Here is an 18,398-nt window from a genome sequence, read left to right on the forward strand (position 1 = left end):
CTCACGCGTCGAGGCACCGCAGGGACACCTCCTTCGCCAGGTCGCGGTAGGCGTCGGCGCCCGCCGACGTGCCCGCGTAGGTGGTGATCGGCTCGCCGGCAACGGTGGAGTCGGAGAACTTCACCGTCCGGCGGATGACGGTGTGGAAGACCTTGTCGCCCCAGGCGTCGACGAGTCGCTCGAGCACCTCGCGGCCGTGGAGGGTGCGTCCGTCGAACATGGTGCCCAGGACGCCGTCGATCTCCAGGTCGGGGTTGAGGCGCTCGGTCACCTTGTCGATGGTGTTCTTCAGCAGCGCCACGCCACGCAGCGCGAAGTACTCGCACTCCAGCGGCACGATGACGCCGTGGGACGCCGTCAGGGCGTTGACCGTCAGCAGGCCGAGCGAGGGCTGGCAGTCGATGAGGATGACGTCGTAGTCCGCGGAGGCCTTGCGCAGCACCCGCTGCAGGGTCTGCTCGCGTGCGACCTCGTGCACCAGCTGCACCTCGGCCGCCGAGAGGTCGATGTTGGAGGGCAGCAGGTCCACGCCCTCGACACCGGAGGGCACCACGACGTCGTCGATGGTCACCTCGCGGTCCATGAGCAGGTTGTAGATCGTCAGGTCCATCTCGTGGGGGTTCAGGCCCAGCCCCACCGAGAGCGACCCCTGGGGGTCGAAGTCGACCAGCAGCACCTTGCGGCCGTACTCGGCCAGCGACGCCCCCAGGTTGATGGTCGTCGTGGTCTTGCCCACGCCGCCCTTCTGGTTGCACATGGAGATGATGCGGGCGGGACCGTGCTCGGTCAGCGGCGGCGGGACGGGCAGGTCGGGCATCGGGCGCCCGGTCGGCCCGAGCTTCACCTCCGAGTCGGCCGGTGCCTCGCTGCCCGCGTGGTCCTCGACCTCGGTCGTCGCGGCGGGCTCGGCCGGCGCCGGCGCCTCGACCCGGTCGGCAGTGGGCGTGGGGAACTTCAGCGGGGCTCCCGGCTCGTCGGCCCCCGGTGCCGACGGGGTCGGCGTCCGTGGGGGCATGTCGGGTGCGTGGGAGCCTGAGAAGTATCCGCCGATCATCTGCCTCACCTCGTGTGCGGGTTGCTGTCAGGGGCGAGTCAACTATGTCGCCGTGTCGACATTTCGCAGACACGCCGAGGAGCGGCTGCGGAGTCGGAGCGAGGGACGAGGTCCGGCGGAGCAACGCACCGCACGGCGTGGCACCAACCAGCGCAGACACGCCGAGGAGCGGCTGCGGAGTCGGAGCGAGGGACGAGGTCCGGCGGGTTCAGCCGCCCAGGCACCGCAGCGCGGTGGTGCGGACGACGGCCTCGCCCGCGAGGTCCGATGCGTCGGGGTCGACGACGGCCTCGATCACCCAGTCGTGGTGGCCCTCGGGGTCGTGCAGGGTCTGCACGACCTCCCAGGTGTCGCGGTCGAGGCGGAACAGGTCGGGGCCGCGGGCGTCGGCATCGGTGCGGACCTCGTCGTGCTCGGCGTAGTACTCCTCCAGTGCGGCGTCCCACTGGTCGCGGGTGAAGGTGGGGTCCTCCTCCAGTGCGGCGAGACCGTCGACGTCGTCGCGGGCGGCGAGCTCCACCCGGCGCCACAGGGCGTTGCGGACCATCACCTCGAACACGCGCCCCTGCTGCGAGAGCGGCCGCGGCGGGGGCGGCGGTTCGTGGGCGGCCACCGCGCGCCCGGCGTGGGTGGGATCCAGGAGGGCCTCCCACTCGTCCAGCAGCGAGGAGTCGACCTGCCGGACGGTCTCCCCGAGCCACTCCACGAGGGTGTCCAGCTCCTCGGTGCGGCGCGACTCCGGCACCGTCTGGCGCAGGGCGCGGTAGGCGTCGGTGAGGTAGCGCAGCACCAGGCCCTCGGACCGCGCGACCTGGTAGCGGGAGACGAGGTCGGTGAACCCCATCCCCTGCTCCCACATCTCGCGCAGGACCGACTTCGGCGAGAGCGCCTCGGGTGGGATCCACGGATGGGTCTCGCGGTAGGTCTCGAACAGCGGGTCGAGCAGCTCGGCCAGGGGCTCGGGCCAGCTGATCTCCTCGACGATCTCCATCCGCTCGTCGTACTCGACGCCGTCGGCCTTCAGCTCGGCGATCGCCTCGCCCCGTGCCGCGTGCCGCTGTGCCATCAGCAGGGGCCGCGGGGCCTCCAGCACCGCCTCGACGACCGAGACGAGGTCGAGGGTGTAGGTCGCGGACTCCGGGTCGAGCAGGTCGAAGACCTCGAGCGCGAAGTGCGCGAGCGGCTGGTTCAGTGCGAAGTCCTCCGGCAGCGCCTCGGTCAGCACGTAGCGCCGCCCGTGCTCGTCCACCTCCTCCAGCCGGGTGAGGACGCCGGAGGCGACGAGCGTGCGCGCGAGGCGTACGGCGCGCGTGGCCAGACGCCGCTGGCTGCGCCGGTCCTCGTGGTTGTCGGTGAGGATGCGCCGCAGCACCGGGAAGGCGTCCTCCTCGCGGGAGACGACGTTGATCAGCATCGCGTTGTCGACCTTCATCTGCGACGAGAGGCGCTCCGGCTCGCCCCGCACCAGCTTCTCGAAGGTCGCCTCGGTCCACACCACCGTGCCCTCGGGCGGCTTCTTCAGGTTGGCCCTGGACTTGTTCTTGCCGCCCTTGGCGTTCTTGGCGGCCGCCTTGGCCTTGGCCTTCTCGTTGTCGATGACGTGCTCGGGTGCCTGGACGACCACCGTCCCGCGCGTGTCGTAGCCGGCGCGGCCGGCGCGCCCGGCGATCTGCAGGAACTCCCGCGTGCGCAGCACTCGCTGCTTTCGGCCGTCGAACTTCGCCAGCCCGGTGAAGAGCACCGTGCGGATCGGCACGTTGATGCCCACCCCCAGGGTGTCGGTGCCGCAGATGACGGTGAGCAGGCCGGCCTGGGCGAGCTGCTCGACCAAGCGTCGGTAGCGCGGCAGCATCCCGGCGTGGTGCACCCCGATGCCGCGACGGAGCAGCTGGGACAGGGTCTTGCCGAACCCAGCGGCGAACCGTACGCCGGCCAGTCGGGCCGCGATCTCGTCCTTGGTCGCGGCGCCGTCCACGCCCGGTGCGAGCTTGCGCCCCTCGAAGCCGCTCTTGAGCAGCGACGTTGCGTGCTCGACGGCGGCCGCCTGGGTGAAGTGGACGACGTAGACGGGCGCCTCGCCCTCGGTCACCAGTTCCTCGAGCTTGTCCGGCAGCGGCGTGAGGGACCAGTCGAAGCTGAGCGGCACCGGCCGCTCGGCGCGGTCGACGACCGCGGTCTCGCGCCCGTTGCGCCGGGTCAGGTCCCGTGCGAGCGCGGTCGTGTCGCCCAGGGTGGCCGACATCAGCAGGTGTTGGGCCTGCGGCAGCTCCAGCAGCGGGACCTGCCAGGCCCAGCCCCGGCCGGGCTCGCCGTAGAAGTGGAACTCGTCCATGACCACGAGGCCCACGTCGGCGGCATCGCCCTCGCGCAGCGCGATGTTGGCCAGCACCTCGGCGGTGCAGCAGATGACCGGGGCGTCCGCGTTGACGGCGACGTCGCCGGTGAGCATGCCGACGTCGTCGGCGCCCAGCACGTCGATGAGCTCGAAGAACTTCTCACTCACCAACGCCTTGATCGGAGCGGTGTAGAACGCGACCCGGTCCTCGGCCATCGCCCCCATCACCGCGGCCAGCGCGACCAGCGACTTGCCGGAGCCGGTCGGGGTGGCGAGCACGACGTTGTTGCCCGACAGCAGCTCGAGGACCGCCTCCTCCTGGTGGGGGTAGAGGTCGAGCCCGCGTGCCTCGGTGTGGGCGAGGAACCGGTCGTAGGCCTCCGACATCAGTCCTCCCGCGCCCGCGGGTGGGCCGTGGCGAAGACCTCGCGGAGGTTGTCCACGGTGACCAGGGTGTAGACCTGCGTGGTGGTCACCGACGCGTGGCCCAGGAGCTCCTGCACCACCCGCACGTCAGCGCCCCCGTCGAGGAGGTGGGTCGCGAAGGAGTGGCGGAGCGTGTGCGGCGACACGTCCCGGGTGACGCCGGCGCGGTCCGCCGCCTTCACCAGCACCGACCAGGCCGACTGTCGCGACAGCCGGCCGCCCCGGGCGTTGAGGAACAGGGCTCCCCCGGCCGTGCTGCTGGTCGCCGCGGCGGCGAGTGCGGGGCGTCCGCGGACGACGTACGCCGAGAGCGCGTCGCGGGCGTAGGACCCGATGGGCACGATCCGCTCCTTGCTCCCCTTGCCCCGCAGCAGGACGGTGCCGGCCGCACCGTGGTCACTGTCCTCACCGGTGAGGTCGGCGACGTCGTCGAGGTCGAGCCCGACCGCCTCCGAGATGCGGGCACCGGTGCCGTAGAGGACCTCCAGCAGGGCGCGGTCGCGCAGTGCCAGCGTGGTGTCGGGAGCGCCCGCGGCATCGAGGATCGCCTCGACGTCGGACAGCGGCAGCGCCTTCGGCAGCCGCTTGGCCGGCGAGGGCGGCTTGACCGCGGCAGCCGGGTCGGCCGCGGCCAGGCCGTCGGCGACGGCGAACTTGTGGAAGCCCCGCACCGCCACGACCGTGCGCGCGGCGGAGGACGCGCTCAGGGCGGGGTGCTCGGCGTCGCCCTCGCGCAGCCACACCAGGAAGTCGGTGACCGTGGTCTCGGTGACCCCGTCGAGGTCGCCGATGCCGGCGTCGGCGAGGAACTGCCGGTAGCGGCGGAGGTCGCGGCGGTAGGAGGTCAGCGTGTTCTTCGCCAGCCCCTTCTCGATGCCGAGGTGGTCCAGATAGGTCCGGACCGCCCGGTCGATCGGCCCGGGACCGGCGTGGGTCTCGGTCACGACGGGGCCAGTGCCTCCTCGAGACCGATCGCGTCGATGCCCACGGCCGCGCCGACCGGCGCGTTCGTGAGCTGTCCGGCGTGGGTGTTGAGGCCCAGCGCGAGGCTCTGGTCGTCGCTGCAGGCCTGGCGCCACCCCTTGCCCGCCAACGCGATGACGTAGGGCAGCGTGGCGTTGGTCAGCGCGTAGGTGGAGGTGTTGGGCACCGCACCCGGCATGTTGGCCACGCAGTAGAACGTCGACCCGTGCACGGTGTAGGTGGGGTCGTCGTGGGTGGTGGGCCGGGAGTCCTCGAAGCAGCCCCCCTGGTCCACCGCGACGTCGACCAGCACCGAGCCCGGCTTCATCCGCGAGACCAGGTCGTTGGTCACCAGCTTCGGCGCCTTCGCGCCGGGGATCAGCACCGCACCGATGACCAGGTCCGCCTGCGTGACCTGCTCCTGGATGGTGAGCGAGGTGGAGGCGAGGCCGTGCACGGCGTTGTGGTAGCGCCAGAACGACATCCGGAGCTTGTCCAGGTCGGTGTCGAGCAGGGTGACGTCGGCCCCCATGCCCAGGGCGATGTTCGCGGCGTTCTGCCCGGCGACGCCGGCACCGATGACCACGACCTTGGCGTTGTGGACGCCACCGACGCCGCCCATCAGCACGCCGCGTCCACCGTGGGCCTTCATCAACGAGTGCGCCCCGACCTGGGGTGCGAGGCAGCCGGCCACCTCCGACATCGGGTAGAGCAGCGGGAGCGCCCCCGAGGGGAGCTGCACCGTCTCGTAGGCGAGGGCGGTGACCTTGCGGTCGAGGAGCTCGCGGGTGAGCGCCTCGTCGGCCGCGAGGTGCAGGTAGGTGAAGAGCGTCTGCCCCTCCCGCATCCGGGCGTACTCCTCGGCGATGGGCTCCTTCACCTTGAGCACCATGTCAGCGCTCTCCCAGACCGCGTCGGCATCTGGGAGGATCTGCGCGCCGGCCGCGACGTAGTCCTCGTCGCTGATGGCCGAGCCGACTCCGGCCCCCTGTTGGATGACGACCTCGTGCCCCTGCCCCGTCAGTTCGTGGACACCGATGGGCGTGATCGCCACGCGGTACTCGTGGACCTTCACCTCGGTGGGTACGCCGACCTTCACTGGACCGATCCCTCCTCGCGACTGCTGCGGACTCTACAACTCACCACGGTCGCGCAGCGCCACGTAGGCGAGCACCGCGACCGCCAGCGGGCCTTCACTCACCCGACCAGCCAACACCGATTCGTACAACTCCGCCAGCGGGGCCCAGTGGACCTCCATCCGCGCCTCCTCGTGGGCGGGGGTGAAGTCCACGTCCTCGGCCGGCGTGACCTCGCGGGCGAGGTAGAGGTGCTGGCGCTCACTGGTGATGCCGGCCGAGGGCACGGTCGTCAGCAGGTGGCGCCACGACGCGGCATCGAGTCCGGCCTCCTCCCGCAGCTCGCGGCGGGCCGTCTCCACCGGGTCCTCCCCCGCGACGTCGCACAGCCCGGCGGGCAGCTCGACGAACGTCCCGGCCGAGGCGTGGCGGTACTGCCGCAGCAGGCAGGCGTTCTCCTCGGCGTCCAGCGCCAGCACGATGGCCGCGCCGGGGTGCTCGACCACCAGCCGGTCGAAGGCGTGGTCGGGCTCGCCCGGCGGGTGGATCCGGTCGCGGCGCAGCGCGACCACCCAGTCGTCGCGGTGCAGGTCGGTGTTGGAGAGGACCGGCCAGCTCCCGGGGCGGTCGGCGAGGCTCACGCGCCGGTCTCGTCGTCCTCGTCGACCACGGCCGCGTGCAGGCTGGACTCGTCAATCTCCAGCCGCAGCTCGCGCTGGCGTGCCAGTGCGGCCCCGACCAGGCCGGCGAACAGCGGGTGCGGCCGGGTGGGCCGCGACCGCAGCTCGGGGTGGGCCTGGGTGCCGACGTAGTAGGGGTGCACCTCGCGCGGCAGCTCGACGAACTCGACGAGGTCGAGCTCGGCGTTGGTGCCGGAGAAGACCAGGCCGGCCTCGCCGAGCTGGTCCCGGTAGGCGTTGTTGACCTCGTAGCGGTGCCGGTGCCGCTCCGAGACCGCAGTGGCGGCGTACGCCTCCTGCACGACCGAGCCCTCGGCGAGGTCGGCCGGGTACAGGCCGAGCCGCATGGTGCCGCCCAGGTCGCCCTCCCCCTCGACGACGGACTTCTGCTCCTCCATCGTCGCGATGACCGGCTCCGGTGCGTCGGGGTCGAACTCGGTGGAGGCGGCCTTGGTGAGGCCGGCGACGGTCCGGGCGTACTCGATCACCATGCACTGCAGGCCCAGGCACAGGCCGAGGGTCGGGATGCCGTGGGTGCGCGCGTAGGTCAGGGCTCCGAGCTTGCCCTCCAGGCCGCGGATGCCGAACCCACCGGGCACGCAGATCGCGTCCACGTCCTGGAGGTGGCGTGCCGCGCCGGCGGGCGTCTCGCACTCGTCGGAGGGCACCCACTGCAGGGTGACCTTGGCCTCGTGGGCGAACCCACCGGCACGCAGCGCCTCGGCCACCGAGAGGTAGGCGTCGTGCAGGTCGACGTACTTGCCGACCAGTGCGACAGTGACCTCCTCGCGCGGGTGGTGCACGCGGTGCAGCAGGTCGTTCCACTCGGTCCAGTCGACGTCGTGGAAGGGCAACGTGAGCCGGCGTACGACGTAGGCGTCGAGGCCCTCGCGGTGCAGCACCTTGGGGATGTCGTAGATCGAGGGCGCGTCCGCGGCGTTGACCACGGCCTCCTCGTCGACGTCGCACATCAGCGAGATCTTGCGCTTGATCGACTCGGGGAGCTCACGGTCCGAGCGGCACACGATCGCGTCCGGTTGGATGCCGACCTGGCGCAGCGCTGCGACGGAGTGCTGCGTCGGCTTGGTCTTCAGCTCCCCCGAGGGCCCGATGAAGGGCACGAGGGACACGTGCAGGAACAGGCAGTTGTCGCGGCCGATGTCGTGGCGCACCTGCCGTGCCGCCTCGAGGAAGGGCAACGACTCGATGTCGCCGACGGTGCCGCCGATCTCGGTGATGACGATGTCCACCGCCTGGTCACCGGTGCCGCGCCCCATCTGCAGGATGCGTTCCTTGATCTCGTTGGTGATGTGGGGGATCACCTGGACGGTGTCGCCGAGGTAGTCGCCGCGGCGCTCCTTGGCGATCACCGAGGAGTAGACCTGACCCGTCGTCACGTTGGCGATCTGGTTGAGGTTGGTGTCCAGGAACCGCTCGTAGTGACCGATGTCGAGGTCGGTCTCGGCCCCGTCGTCGGTGACGAAGACCTCCCCGTGCTGGAACGGGTTCATCGTCCCCGGATCCACGTTGAGGTACGGATCGAGCTTCTGCATCGTCACCCGTAGACCACGGCTGCGGAGCAGCCGGCCGAGACTGGAGGCCGTCAGTCCCTTCCCCAGCGAGGAGGCGACACCTCCGGTGACGAACAGGTGCGTTGTCTGACCACTACCGGGCGCCATCTTCACGGGATTCCACCCTAGGGCCTCCGGCGGCCCCTCGCATCATCGGCGCGCCGCAGCCCGATCGGGTCGTGCGACGTCGAGCAGCTCGCGGGCGTGGGCCAGCGCCGTCCCGGAGTCCTCCAGGCCGGCGAGCATGCGGGAGAGCTCACGCTCCCGTCCGCTGTCGTCGAGCGTGGTCAGTCCCGAGGACGTCACCGTCCCGTCGGAGGACTTGAGCACCACCACGTGCCGGTCGGCGTACGCCGCCACCTGCGGCAGGTGCGTGACGACCAACACCTGCGCGTGGCGCGCGAGCGCGGCGAGGCGGCGGCCGATCTCGACCGCGGCGGCGCCACCGACGCCGCTGTCGACCTCGTCGAAGACGAAGGTCGGCACCGGCGTGGTGTCGGCGAGGCACACCTCGACCGCGAGCATCACGCGGGAGAGCTCACCGCCGGAGGCGCCCTTGTGCAGTGGGCGGGGCTCACTGTCGGCGTTGGCGGCGAGCCGGAAGTCGACCTCGTCGATGCCGCTCCGGCCGAACCGGCACCACCGCTCCCCCACGCGGACGGCATCGGCGGGTGGTCGGTCGGGATCCTCGGGAGCGTCCACGCTCGTCTGCTCCACCGCCACGCTGACGCGGGCGTGCGGCATGGCCAACAGCGTCAGTTCCTCGCTCACCGCCGTGGAGAGGCGCTCGGCGGCGGCGGTGCGGACCGCGCTCAGCTCGGCCGCGACCGTGCCGAGGTCCTCCCGCAGGGCGCGGCGCCGCGTCCGCAGCTCCTCAATGCGGTCGTCGGTCGAGTCGAGGTCGAGGAGCTTGGCCGAGGATTCCTCGGCCCAGGCCAGCACGTCGGCGAGCGTCTCGCCGTACTTGCGGGTGAGTCCGGTCAGGGCCGCGCGGCGCTCGGAGATGGTGGCGAGCTGCTGGGGGTCGACCTCGATCCGGGCGGCGTAGGAGGCGACGTCGGCCGCGAGGTCGGACAGCAGGTAGGTGACCTCGGCCACCCGGTCGGCGAGTCCGTTCGCCTCCTCGTCGTGCTCGCGCACGCCGTCCAGGGCGGCCCGTGCCGCGGCGACCGCCGCGAGTGCGTCCGGGGCGCCCTCCTCGCTGGAGAGGGCCTCGCGGGCCTGCTCGGCGGCACCGCGCAGGTTGTCGGCGTTGCCCAGCCGGGCCTCGTCACGGGCGAGCTCGTCCTCCTCACCGGCCCGGGGTGCGAGCTCGGTGATCTCCTCGACCCCGAACCGCAGCAGGTCGGCCTCCCGGGCACGCTCCCGTGCGTTCTCCACGAGGTCCGCGAGGTGGGCCTCGACGTCGTGGAGCTCGCGGTGGACCGACCGGTAGCGGTCGAGCAGGTCGGCGGCCTCGGCACCGGCGTACCGGTCGAGCGCCTCGCGCTGCGTCTGCGCCTGGAGCAGCCGGTGCTGGTCGGACTGGCCGTGCACGGCCACCAGCGGCGCCGCGACGCCGGCCAGGGTGGCGATGGGGACGCTCGCGCCACCGACGTAGGCGCGGGAACGCCCCTCGGCCGCGATGTTGCGGGCGAGCACGGCGTGGTCGTCCTCGACCTCGCCGCCGGCCTCCTCCACCGCATCGGCGAAGTCGGGCAGCCCCGCCGCGCGCACGATGCCCTCGACCCGCGCACGGGTGGCACCCGAGCGGACCGCGCCGCTGTCGGCGCGACCACCGAGCAACAGGCCCAGCGCCGTGACGACCATCGTCTTGCCGGCGCCGGTCTCACCGGTGATGACGGTGAGGCCGGGACCCAGCTCGAGCGTCGAGGAGTCGATGACGCCCAGCGAGCTGATCCGCAGCTCCTCGATCATGTGCGGCCCTCCTCTCGTCGTCGTGCAGCCGAGCCACGCCAGCCGGCCACGGACAGGTCGAACTTCGCCACGAGCTTGTCGGTGAACGGTGCCTCGTGCAGCCGCACCAGGCGCACGGGCGTCGTGCCCCGTCGTACCTCGATCCGGGCGCCCGGCGGCAGGTCCACGCTGCGACGGCCATCGCACCAGAGCACACCGACACCCTCGGAGCCGGCGATCACCTCGATGGCGACCAAGGACCCGGGGTCGACCACCATCGGGCGGGCGAAGAGGGCGTGGGCACTCAGCGGGACCACGCACATCGCGTCGACCTGGGGCCAGACGACGGGACCACCGGCGCTGAAGTTGTACGCCGTGGAGCCGGTCGGCGTCGCGCACACGACCCCGTCACACCCCCAGCGCGAGAGCGGACGGTCGTCGATCTCGAGGACGACCTCCAGCATGCGTTCCCGGGCGGCCTTCTCCACGCTGGCCTCGTTGACCGCGAAGGTCTGGTAGACGAGCTCCCCGTCGCGGTAGGCGTGGACGTCGAGGGTCAGGCGCTCCTCGGTGGTGTAGCGCTTGTCGACGATCGCCTCGATCGTCGCCGCGGTGTCCTCGTACTCCGCCTCCGCGAGGAAGCCGACGTGGCCTAGGTTCACCCCCAGCACCGGCGTCCGGCTCTCGTGGGTCAGCTCGGCTGCGCGCAGGATGCTGCCGTCGCCGCCGAGGACCACCGTCAGCTCGCAGCCGTGGCTCGCGTCCGTCTCGGACTCGGTGAGCTCGATGCGCGGCTCGAACGCGGCCGGGTCGATCTCGAGCGCCGCCGCCTCGTCGGCGAGCAGCCGCACCACCAGCCCGTGGCCCGCGAGCGCCTCCACGAACGTGCGTGCCACGTCCCGGGCGTCGGGCCGACCGATGTGGGCCAGCACCAGGACGTGCCGGAGGGCGGCGTCGTCGGGCGACTCCGCTGCTGCCTCGGTCATGGCGTCACCTTCTCATCCTCGTCCGTCACTCCTCGGCGCACCACGGCGGCGACCTCGTCCTCGCCCATCGTGGCGGGCGCACGACGCAGCCAGACGAAGAACTCCACGTTGCCCGACGGTCCCGGCAGGGGGCTCGGGGCCACCGCCTGCACGCCCCAGCCGTGTGCGGCCGCTGCCGCGACCACGGTGTGCACCGACTCGACCCACAACGCGGGCTCGCGCACCACGCCGCCCTTGCCGACACGGTCCTTGCCGACCTCGAACTGGGGCTTGACCATCAACGCGAGGTCGCCGTCCGGTGCGGTGACACCGAGCAGCGCCTCCAGGACCAGGGTCAAGGAGATGAAGGAGAGGTCGCCGACCACCAGGTCGACCGGTCCGCCGAGCAGGTCGGCGTCGATGGCGCGGATGTTCTGCCGGTCGTGCACCCGTACTCGCTCGTCTGACCGCAGCGACCAGTGGAGCTGGCCGTAGCCGACGTCGACGGCCACGACCTCCCTCGCCCCGGCGCGAAGCAGCACGTCGGTGAACCCGCCGGTCGACGCGCCGGCGTCGAGGCAGCGTCGGCCCTCGACGCGCAGTCCCGCGGGCCCGAACGATGCGAGGGCACCGAGGAGCTTGTGCGCGCCTCGGGAGACGTAGTCGGGCCCGCTCTCGGCGTCGAGGATCACGATCGGGACGTCGGTGGTGACCTGTGTGGCCGCCTTGGTCGCGATCGTTCCCGAGGCACGTACGCGACCGTCGGCGATCAGCCGCGCTGCCCGCTCGCGCGAGTCGGCCAGACCACGGCGTACGAGCTCACGGTCGAGCCGCAACCGGCGAGGCGGCACGGTCAGGCGGGGGAATCGGGCTGGTCGAGCTCGGCCGGCGGGTCGTCGAGCGGGCGCCGCAGCTCACGCTGCGCGGCTTCGAACGTCGCCGGGTGCTCGGCCACCGGGCGGTCTGCCAGGGCCGCCACGTCGGCCAGGACCGCATCCAGCGACGCGATGCCCGTGGTGGGCGGTGCCGTCGCGGCAGGCGTGGCGAAGGCAGCCTCGTCAGTCATGTCCGCAGGCTACCCCGCGCGGGACGTGGCGCTCGGCACCGCCAGGTCGCGGATGTCGGGCGGTGCGCCGTGGCGGTCGCGGTGGTCCCATGCGGTGGCGGCCGCGACGCGCCACCAGTCCGCCGTGGTGCCCTCCCCCGCCACGCGGAGTACGCCGTCACGCACCCGTCCCTGCCATCCGGCGAGGTCGTACCCGTCCCCTGTCGGCTCCGGTGCGACGTGGCGCTCCAGCAACCCGGCGAGGTCGGGCGCGAGGTGGTGTGGTCGCTGCTCCGGGGCGGCTGCGACGAGCTCGGCGAGCCCGGTGACGCCGGTCAGGACCAGGAGCGAGTCGATCCCGACCCGGTGGGCACCCTCGATGTCGGTGTCGAGCCGGTCCCCGATCATCAGGGGGCGCTCAGCGCTCGTACGCCGGATCGTCTCCTGCAGCAGCGGTGGCGCCGGCTTGCCGGCGACGGTCGGGGCGATGCCGGCGAAACGGCTCACGGCGTCGACGAGGACACCGTGGCCCGGGGCCACCCCGAACGCCGTCGGGATCGTGTGGTCGGTGTTGCTCGCGACCCAGGGCAGGCCGTCACGCACCCGCACCGCGACGTGCATGATGTCGCGCCACCGCACGTCCGGGCCGTAGCCGGTCGCCACCGCGGCCGCGTCGTCGTCGACGCCCACGGGCTCGAGGCCGGCCTCGGCCAGGGCTGCCACGAGGCCCTCCCCGCCGAGAGCGACCACGCGCGCGGAGGCACCCACGCGCTCGCGCAGCACCCGCGCGGCGGCCTGCGCGGAGGTGACGACGTCCGCCGGGCCGGCATCGACGCCGAGCTCGGTGAGGTGGCGTGCCACGCGCTCGGGGGGTCGTGAGGCGTTGTTGGTGACGTAGGACAACCGCATCCCGTGGCCGGCAGCGTCGGCGAGGTGGGCGGGCGCACCGGGCACGGCCTCACCGCCCACGTAGACGACGCCGTCGAGGTCGAGGAGGGCGACGTCGTAGCGCTCCGCCAGCGGGCCGTCGGTGGTGGTGAACACGGCACCACTGTGCCAGTCCCGACCTTCGTCTCGTCCGTAGCATGGGACCAATGGATCCGCATGCCGTCGTCACGCCGCCCCACGTTGCGGGTCCCCTCCGACTCGCACCGTTCGCGGCGATGCGGCTGCGCCCCCAACGTGTGGGCGACCCCTCCACCGGCCGCGCGTTCGCACGCCCTTACCGCGGGGTCGCGGCCCGCCTAGCGCGGTGGCAGGAGCGGGGTCGGTTGCACCGCGACGACACCGCAGCGCTCTACCTCCACGAGTACTCCGCGAACGGCATCACCGTGCGTGGCCTGGTCGGCGCGCTGGACGTCTCCCATCGCGCCACCCGTGCGGCCGATCGTGCCGTCCTCCCCCACGAGGGCATCCATCCCGCGCAGGCCGATGACCTGGCCGACCGCATGGAGGACATGCGGATCAACCCGGCGCCGATCCTGCTCGTCCACCGCGACACCGACCGGGGTCGTGCGATCCGGTCGGAGGTCGTCGACCTGGCACCGGACCACGAGTTCACCGATCGCTCGCGGCAGCACCACCGGATCTGGGCCGTCACCGACCCGGACCTCGTCGCGGAGCTCAACACCGAGATCGCGTCGTCCCGGGCACTCATCGCCGACGGCCACCACCGCTACGCGGCGTACCTGCGCCTGCAGCGCCGCCACCCCGGCACCGGCTTCGACACCGGGCTCGCGATGCTGGTGGACCAGGTCGAGACGCCGCTGTTCCTGGGAGCGGTCCACCGATCCTTCGCCGGCACCGCCCTGGACGACCTCCGTGACGCGGCCGCGGCGTTGGGCCTGCCCTACGGCGAGCACCCCCGCACGGGCGCGCTCGCTGCGCTCGACTCGCGTCACGTCGTCGCCACCGACGGCGACCGATGGGCCAGCGTCGCTCTCCCCGTCGAGGAGGACCAGGCCGCAGTGGAGATGCTCCACGCCGCGGTCGTACCGGCCCTCCCACACGGCCCGTCGGCGGTCAACTACCACCACACCGTGGACCACGCGCTCAAAGCGACCCGCGCGTCGGGAACGCTCGCCGTCCTGATGCCGGCACCGACCGTCGAGCTCGTCCACCGGATCGCGGCGGACGACCGGCTGCTCCCCGAGAAGGCCACATCGTTCCAGCCCAAGCCGAGCCTCGGCGTCCTCATCCGCCCGATCCCCGACGCACCACGCGGCAGCGCCTGATCTCCACCTCCACCCGGGCGGCCGTGCGGCCCCCGGAGCGAAAGAACCGTCGGCGCAGCGCGCCCTCCACCAACACGGTGTCACCGGCACACCACCCCGACACCGAGCGTCGTGTCCGCGGGGACCACGCAGCACAGTCCACGACATCGACGCTCTGGCCGCGACGGCCGTCCTCCCGGACCCGCACCTCGTCGCGTGAGACCACCAGGCGCGCCACCGCGACCAGGTCGCCGCTGGGCAGCTCACGTTCCACACACTCGCCGGACACCTGACCGACCAGGCGTACGGCGTTCTCGTTCATCGGGCTCGAACCCTCGTTCGACATTCGGGTACCTCCTCAGTTCGGAAGACCCAGCCTCGCGACCACCGGCGACAACGAGCCGTGCCGCGGACCGCATCCTGTGGAGAGGGCACCGAGCGGTCACGCCTGTGGAGCGGAAACGGCGCACCACGAGAAAAAGCACGATGGGCCACCAGCACGAATGCTGGTGGCCCATCGCCAATGTTTGTCCGGCGGCGTCCTACTCTCCCACAACCGTGGGGTTGCAGTACCATCGGCGCTGGCAGGCTTAACTTCCGGGTTCGGTATGGGGTCCGGGTGTTTCCCTGTCGCTGTGGCCGCCGTAACTCTTGTACCCCATCGTGTGTGGTGGGGTTGGATTGTGGACGCGTTCACACATGTGGCCCGGGTGTGTTCGGGGGTTGTGTGTGGTGTGGTGCGTGTGCAGTGGTGGTTCGTGTGCTGTGTACTTTCCCCGGCTTTCACAGACCGTGAACCGTTGGGTGGTTGTTGGTTGTGTTGGGGGTTTGTGTGGCAAGTGTTCGGCCTATTAGTACCAGTCAGCTCTACCTCACGGTTGTCGACTTCTGGCCTATCAACCCAATCGTCTGTTGGGGGCCTTACCACCTCTGGGGTGGGGGAAACCTCATCTTGAAACGTGCTTCCCGCTTAGATGCGTTCAGCGGTTATCACTTCCGAACGTAGCTAACCAGCGGTGCACCTGGCGGTACAACTGGCATACCAGAGGTTCGTCCATCCCGGTCCTCTCGTACTAGGGACAGGTTTTCTCAAGTTTCCTACGCGCGCGGCGGATAGGGACCGAACTGTCTCACGACGTTCTAAACCCAGCTCGCGTGCCGCTTTAATGGGCGAACAGCCCAACCCTTGGGACCTACTCCAGCCCCAGGATGCGACGAGCCGACATCGAGGTGCCAAACCATCCCGTCGATATGGACTCTTGGGGAAGATCAGCCTGTTATCCCCGGGGTACCTTTTATCCGTTGAGCGACCACGCTTCCACATGCCGTGGCCGGATCACTAGTTCCGACTTTCGTCCCTGCTCGACATGTCTGTCTCACAGTCAAGCTCCCTTGTGCACTTACACTCGATACCTGATTGCCAACCAGGCTGAGGGAACCTTTGAGCGCCTCCGTTACTCTTTGGGAGGCAACCGCCCCAGTTAAACTACCCATCAGGCACTGTCCCTGAACCAGATAATGGCCCGAGGTTAGATGTCTAGTACGACCAGAGTGGTATTTCAACGATGACTCCACACACACTGGCGTGTGTGCTTCACAGTCTCCCACCTATCCTACACAAACCGAACCAAACACCAATGCCAAACTATAGTAAAGGTCCCGGGGTCTTTCCGTCCTGCCGCGCGTAACGAGCATCTTTACTCGTAGTGCAATTTCGCCGAGTCCATGGTTGAGACAGCGCCCGAGTCGTTACTCCATTCGTGCAGGTCGGAACTTACCCGACAAGGAATTTCGCTACCTTAGGATGGTTATAGTTACCACCGCCGTTTACTGGGGCTTAAATTCTCCGCTTCACCCCACGAGGGGGCTGACGGGTCCTCTTAACCTTCCAGCACCGGGCAGGAGTCAGTCCGTATACATCGAATTGCTTCTTCGCACGGACCTGTGTTTTTAGTAAACAGTCGCTCGGGCCTGGTCTCTGCGGCCCTCACCGCTACCCCCAGCAAGTGGGTTCACGGATCGGGCCCCCCTTCTCCCGAAGTTACGGGGGCATTTTGCCGAGTTCCTTAACCATGGTTGTCTCGATCGCCTTGGTATTCTCTACCTGATCACCTGAGTTGGTTTGGGGTACGGGCGGCACACGACATCGCTAGAGGTTTTTCTCGACAGCATAGGATCACCCACTTCCCCCCTACGGGGTCGGCGTCACATCTCACCCGTGTGCACCGACGGATTTACCTGACGGTGCGGGCTACGTGCTTGCCCACGCTCTACCATCGGCGTGGTTGGGCTGCCTTCCTGTGTCACCCCATCACTTGACTACTACCGGTTCGGGTCCCACGCTCCCCATCGCCTGCCTCACCCCGAAGGGCTCGGTCAGGCATGGTTCGGGTGGTTAGCATCACCGGATTCGTCATGGGCGTCGTGTAGCCGGTACCAGAATATCAACTGGTTGTCCATCGACTACGCCTGTCGGCCTCGCCTTAGGTCCCGACTTACCCAGGGAAGATTAGCTTGACCCTGGAACCCTTGATCATTCGGCGCACATGTTTCTCACATGTGATTCGCTACTCATGCCTGCATTCTCACTCGTGCCACATCCACAACTCGATCACTCGGCTGCTTCACTCGTGGCACGACGCTCCCCTACCCAGCCACACCCCTGAACCACGAAGGCTCGGGTTGCCCAAACGGGCATGTGGCTGCCATGGCTTCGGCGGGCGGCTTGAGCCCCGCTACATTATCGGCGCGGAGTCACTTGACCAGTGAGCTATTACGCACTCTTTCAAGGGTGGCTGCTTCCAAGCCAACCTCCTGGTTGTCCGTGCAACTCCACATCCTTTTCCACTTAGCCGCCTCTTAGGGGCCTTAACCGATGGTCTGGGCTGTTTCCCTCTCGACTACGAAGCTTATCCCCCGCAGTCTCACTGCCACGCTCTGGCTTACCGGCATTCGGAGTTTGGTTAACGTCAGTAACCTGGTCGGGCCCATCGGCTATCCAGTGCTCTACCTCCGGCAAGAAACACGCAACGCTGCACCTAAATGCATTTCGGGGAGAACCAGCTATCACGAAGTTTGATTGGCCTTTCACCCCTATCCACAGGTCATCCCCCCAGTTTTCAACCTAGGTGGGTTCGGTCCTCCACGTCGTCTTACCGACGCTTCAACCTGCCCATGGATAGATCACTCCGCTTCGGGTCTTGATCGTGCGACTCGAACGCCCTGTTCGGACTCGCTTTCGCTACGGCTTCCCCACACGGGTTAACCTCGCCACACAACGCAAACTCGCAGGCTCATTCTTCAAAAGGCACGCCATCACCCACACAAGGCAGGCTCTGACGGATTGTAGGCGCATGGTTTCAGGTACTATTTCACTCCCCGCCAGGGGTACTTTTCACCTTTCCCTCACGGTACTGGTCCGCTATCGGTCATCGAGAAGTATTTAGGCTTAACGGGTGGTCCCGCCAGATTCACACACCATTCCAGGAGTGGCATGTTACTTGGGAACACGTCGAACAACCGATGCCTGCTCACGTCTACCGGGCTCTCACCGTCTACGGCGCCGCTTTCCAACGGACTTCGACTTCACACACACCAGCTGCGGCACACCGGCAGATGCACCACCAACGGCCCCACAACCCCGCCACCGCAACCCCTGCCGGGTATCACACGGAGGCGGTTTGGCCTCATCCGCGTTCGCTCGCCACTACTAACGGAATCACTGTTGTTTTCTCTTCCTACCGGTACTGAGATGTTTCACTTCCCGGCGTTCCCTCCCAACACCCTATTTCATTCAGGTGCAGGTAACTGGACACAACTCCAGCTGGGTTTCCCCATTCGGACATCCCCGGATCAACGCTCGGTTGCCAACTCCCCAGGGCTTATCGCAGGCTCCTACGTCCTTCATCGGCTCTCGATGCCAAGGCATCCACCATGCGCCCTTACCAACTTGCCACAACAAACCACCAACACACACAACAAACACGCGCATGCCAGCAGACTCGCTGCGACCACAAAGGTTTCAGACACACAAAACAATCAAAGACACAAACATTCACACTACAAACACCAACCACCAACCAAACCGGTCAGCAGCAGGTGCCTGCTCGCGTCCACTATCCAATAATCAAACAACCCGCACACCCCAGACCCGGACCCCCACCAAGGAGACCCA

The 18,398-nt window shown here is 69.2% G+C and carries 13 protein-coding genes and 2 rRNA genes; 1 reads left to right on the forward strand and 14 read right to left on the reverse strand.

What is annotated here, in order from left to right; translation table 11 throughout:
- Nucleotide 1 precedes the first annotated feature (1 nt).
- From KUV85_RS05485 to KUV85_RS05535, 11 genes are all read right to left on the reverse strand, one after another.
- Nucleotides 2-817 (reverse strand): ParA family protein, encoded by an 816-nt coding sequence (locus KUV85_RS05485; protein ID WP_219962863.1) that lies wholly within the window; start codon nt 815-817, stop codon nt 2-4.
- Nucleotides 818-1,262: 445 nt separating this feature from the next.
- Entirely contained in the window at nt 1,263-3,776 is a 2,514-nt protein-coding gene (locus tag KUV85_RS05490; protein WP_219962212.1) for a DEAD/DEAH box helicase, read from the reverse strand.
- A complete protein-coding gene (gene xerD, locus KUV85_RS05495; protein WP_219962213.1) occupies nt 3,776-4,759 on the reverse strand; it encodes a site-specific tyrosine recombinase XerD in 984 nt (327 codons plus the stop codon). The genes KUV85_RS05490 and xerD overlap by 1 nt, the downstream gene beginning before the upstream one ends.
- A complete protein-coding gene (gene ald / locus KUV85_RS05500; protein WP_219962214.1) occupies nt 4,756-5,877 on the reverse strand; it encodes an alanine dehydrogenase in 1,122 nt (373 codons plus the stop codon). The genes xerD and ald overlap by 4 nt, the downstream gene beginning before the upstream one ends.
- Before the next feature lie 33 nt (nt 5,878-5,910).
- The gene (locus tag KUV85_RS05505; RefSeq protein ID WP_219962215.1) at nt 5,911-6,495 is read right to left on the reverse strand and encodes an NUDIX domain-containing protein; all 585 of its coding nucleotides are present in this window, start codon (nt 6,493-6,495) and stop codon (nt 5,911-5,913) included.
- On the reverse strand, nt 6,492-8,213 hold the full coding sequence (locus KUV85_RS05510; protein WP_219962864.1) for a CTP synthase: 1,722 nt from the start codon (nt 8,211-8,213) through the stop codon (nt 6,492-6,494). The genes KUV85_RS05505 and KUV85_RS05510 overlap by 4 nt, the downstream gene beginning before the upstream one ends.
- A gap of 42 nt (nt 8,214-8,255) precedes the next feature.
- Nucleotides 8,256-10,022, reverse strand: coding sequence for a DNA repair protein RecN (gene recN / locus KUV85_RS05515; protein WP_219962216.1), 1,767 nt, complete (start codon nt 10,020-10,022; stop codon nt 8,256-8,258).
- Nucleotides 10,019-10,987, reverse strand: coding sequence for an NAD kinase (locus KUV85_RS05520; protein ID WP_219962217.1), 969 nt, complete (start codon nt 10,985-10,987; stop codon nt 10,019-10,021). Before KUV85_RS05520 ends, recN begins: the two co-directional genes overlap by 4 nt.
- Nucleotides 10,984-11,802 carry a TlyA family RNA methyltransferase gene (locus KUV85_RS05525; protein ID WP_273544000.1) on the reverse strand — a complete coding sequence of 273 codons (819 nt, stop codon included), beginning with the start codon at nt 11,800-11,802 and terminating at the stop codon, nt 10,984-10,986. The genes KUV85_RS05520 and KUV85_RS05525 overlap by 4 nt, the downstream gene beginning before the upstream one ends.
- 17 nt (nt 11,803-11,819) lie before the next feature.
- Nucleotides 11,820-12,032: a hypothetical protein gene (locus KUV85_RS05530; RefSeq protein WP_219962219.1), complete on the reverse strand. Its 213-nt coding sequence runs from the start codon at nt 12,030-12,032 to the stop codon at nt 11,820-11,822.
- Between the two features lie 9 nt (nt 12,033-12,041).
- Nucleotides 12,042-13,055: an HAD-IIA family hydrolase gene (locus KUV85_RS05535; RefSeq protein ID WP_219962220.1), complete on the reverse strand. Its 1,014-nt coding sequence runs from the start codon at nt 13,053-13,055 to the stop codon at nt 12,042-12,044.
- Between the two features lie 50 nt (nt 13,056-13,105).
- Between KUV85_RS05535 and KUV85_RS05540 the strand changes: the two genes are divergently transcribed.
- Nucleotides 13,106-14,245: a DUF1015 family protein gene (locus KUV85_RS05540; protein ID WP_219962221.1), complete on the forward strand. Its 1,140-nt coding sequence runs from the start codon at nt 13,106-13,108 to the stop codon at nt 14,243-14,245.
- On the opposite strand, the gene KUV85_RS05545 is transcribed toward KUV85_RS05540, so the two are convergent.
- The 3 genes from KUV85_RS05545 to KUV85_RS05555 all read right to left on the reverse strand — a co-directional run bounded on the left by KUV85_RS05545 (nt 14,205) and on the right by KUV85_RS05555 (nt 18,179).
- The gene (locus KUV85_RS05545; RefSeq protein ID WP_219962222.1) at nt 14,205-14,546 is read right to left on the reverse strand and encodes a single-stranded DNA-binding protein; all 342 of its coding nucleotides are present in this window, start codon (nt 14,544-14,546) and stop codon (nt 14,205-14,207) included. The genes KUV85_RS05540 and KUV85_RS05545 overlap by 41 nt on opposite strands.
- Before the next feature lie 207 nt (nt 14,547-14,753).
- Nucleotides 14,754-14,871, reverse strand: a 5S ribosomal RNA gene (gene rrf / locus KUV85_RS05550).
- Between the two features lie 184 nt (nt 14,872-15,055).
- Nucleotides 15,056-18,179 (reverse strand): 23S ribosomal RNA (locus KUV85_RS05555).
- Nucleotides 18,180-18,398: the final 219 nt, after the last annotated feature.

The organism is Nocardioides panacisoli (genome assembly GCF_019448235.1).
GTDB lineage: Bacteria > Actinomycetota > Actinomycetes > Propionibacteriales > Nocardioidaceae > Nocardioides > Nocardioides panacisoli_A.

Bases quoted from the DNA above. Each gene is read 5' to 3' on its own strand.
- KUV85_RS05520 (WP_219962217.1), bottom strand. From the start codon at position 10,987: ATGACCGAGGCAGCAGCGGAGTCGCCCGACGACGCCGCCCTCCGGCAC.
- KUV85_RS05485 (WP_219962863.1), bottom strand. From the start codon at position 817: ATGCCCGACCTGCCCGTCCCGCCGCCGCTGACCGAGCACGGTCCCGCC.
- KUV85_RS05490 (WP_219962212.1), bottom strand. From the start codon at position 3,776: ATGTCGGAGGCCTACGACCGGTTCCTCGCCCACACCGAGGCACGCGGG.
- KUV85_RS05540 (WP_219962221.1), top strand. From the start codon at position 13,106: ATGGATCCGCATGCCGTCGTCACGCCGCCCCACGTTGCGGGTCCCCTC.
- KUV85_RS05530 (WP_219962219.1), bottom strand. From the start codon at position 12,032: ATGACTGACGAGGCTGCCTTCGCCACGCCTGCCGCGACGGCACCGCCC.
- KUV85_RS05510 (WP_219962864.1), bottom strand. From the start codon at position 8,213: ATGGCGCCCGGTAGTGGTCAGACAACGCACCTGTTCGTCACCGGAGGT.
- KUV85_RS05545 (WP_219962222.1), bottom strand. From the start codon at position 14,546: ATGAACGAGAACGCCGTACGCCTGGTCGGTCAGGTGTCCGGCGAGTGT.
- recN (WP_219962216.1), bottom strand. From the start codon at position 10,022: ATGATCGAGGAGCTGCGGATCAGCTCGCTGGGCGTCATCGACTCCTCG.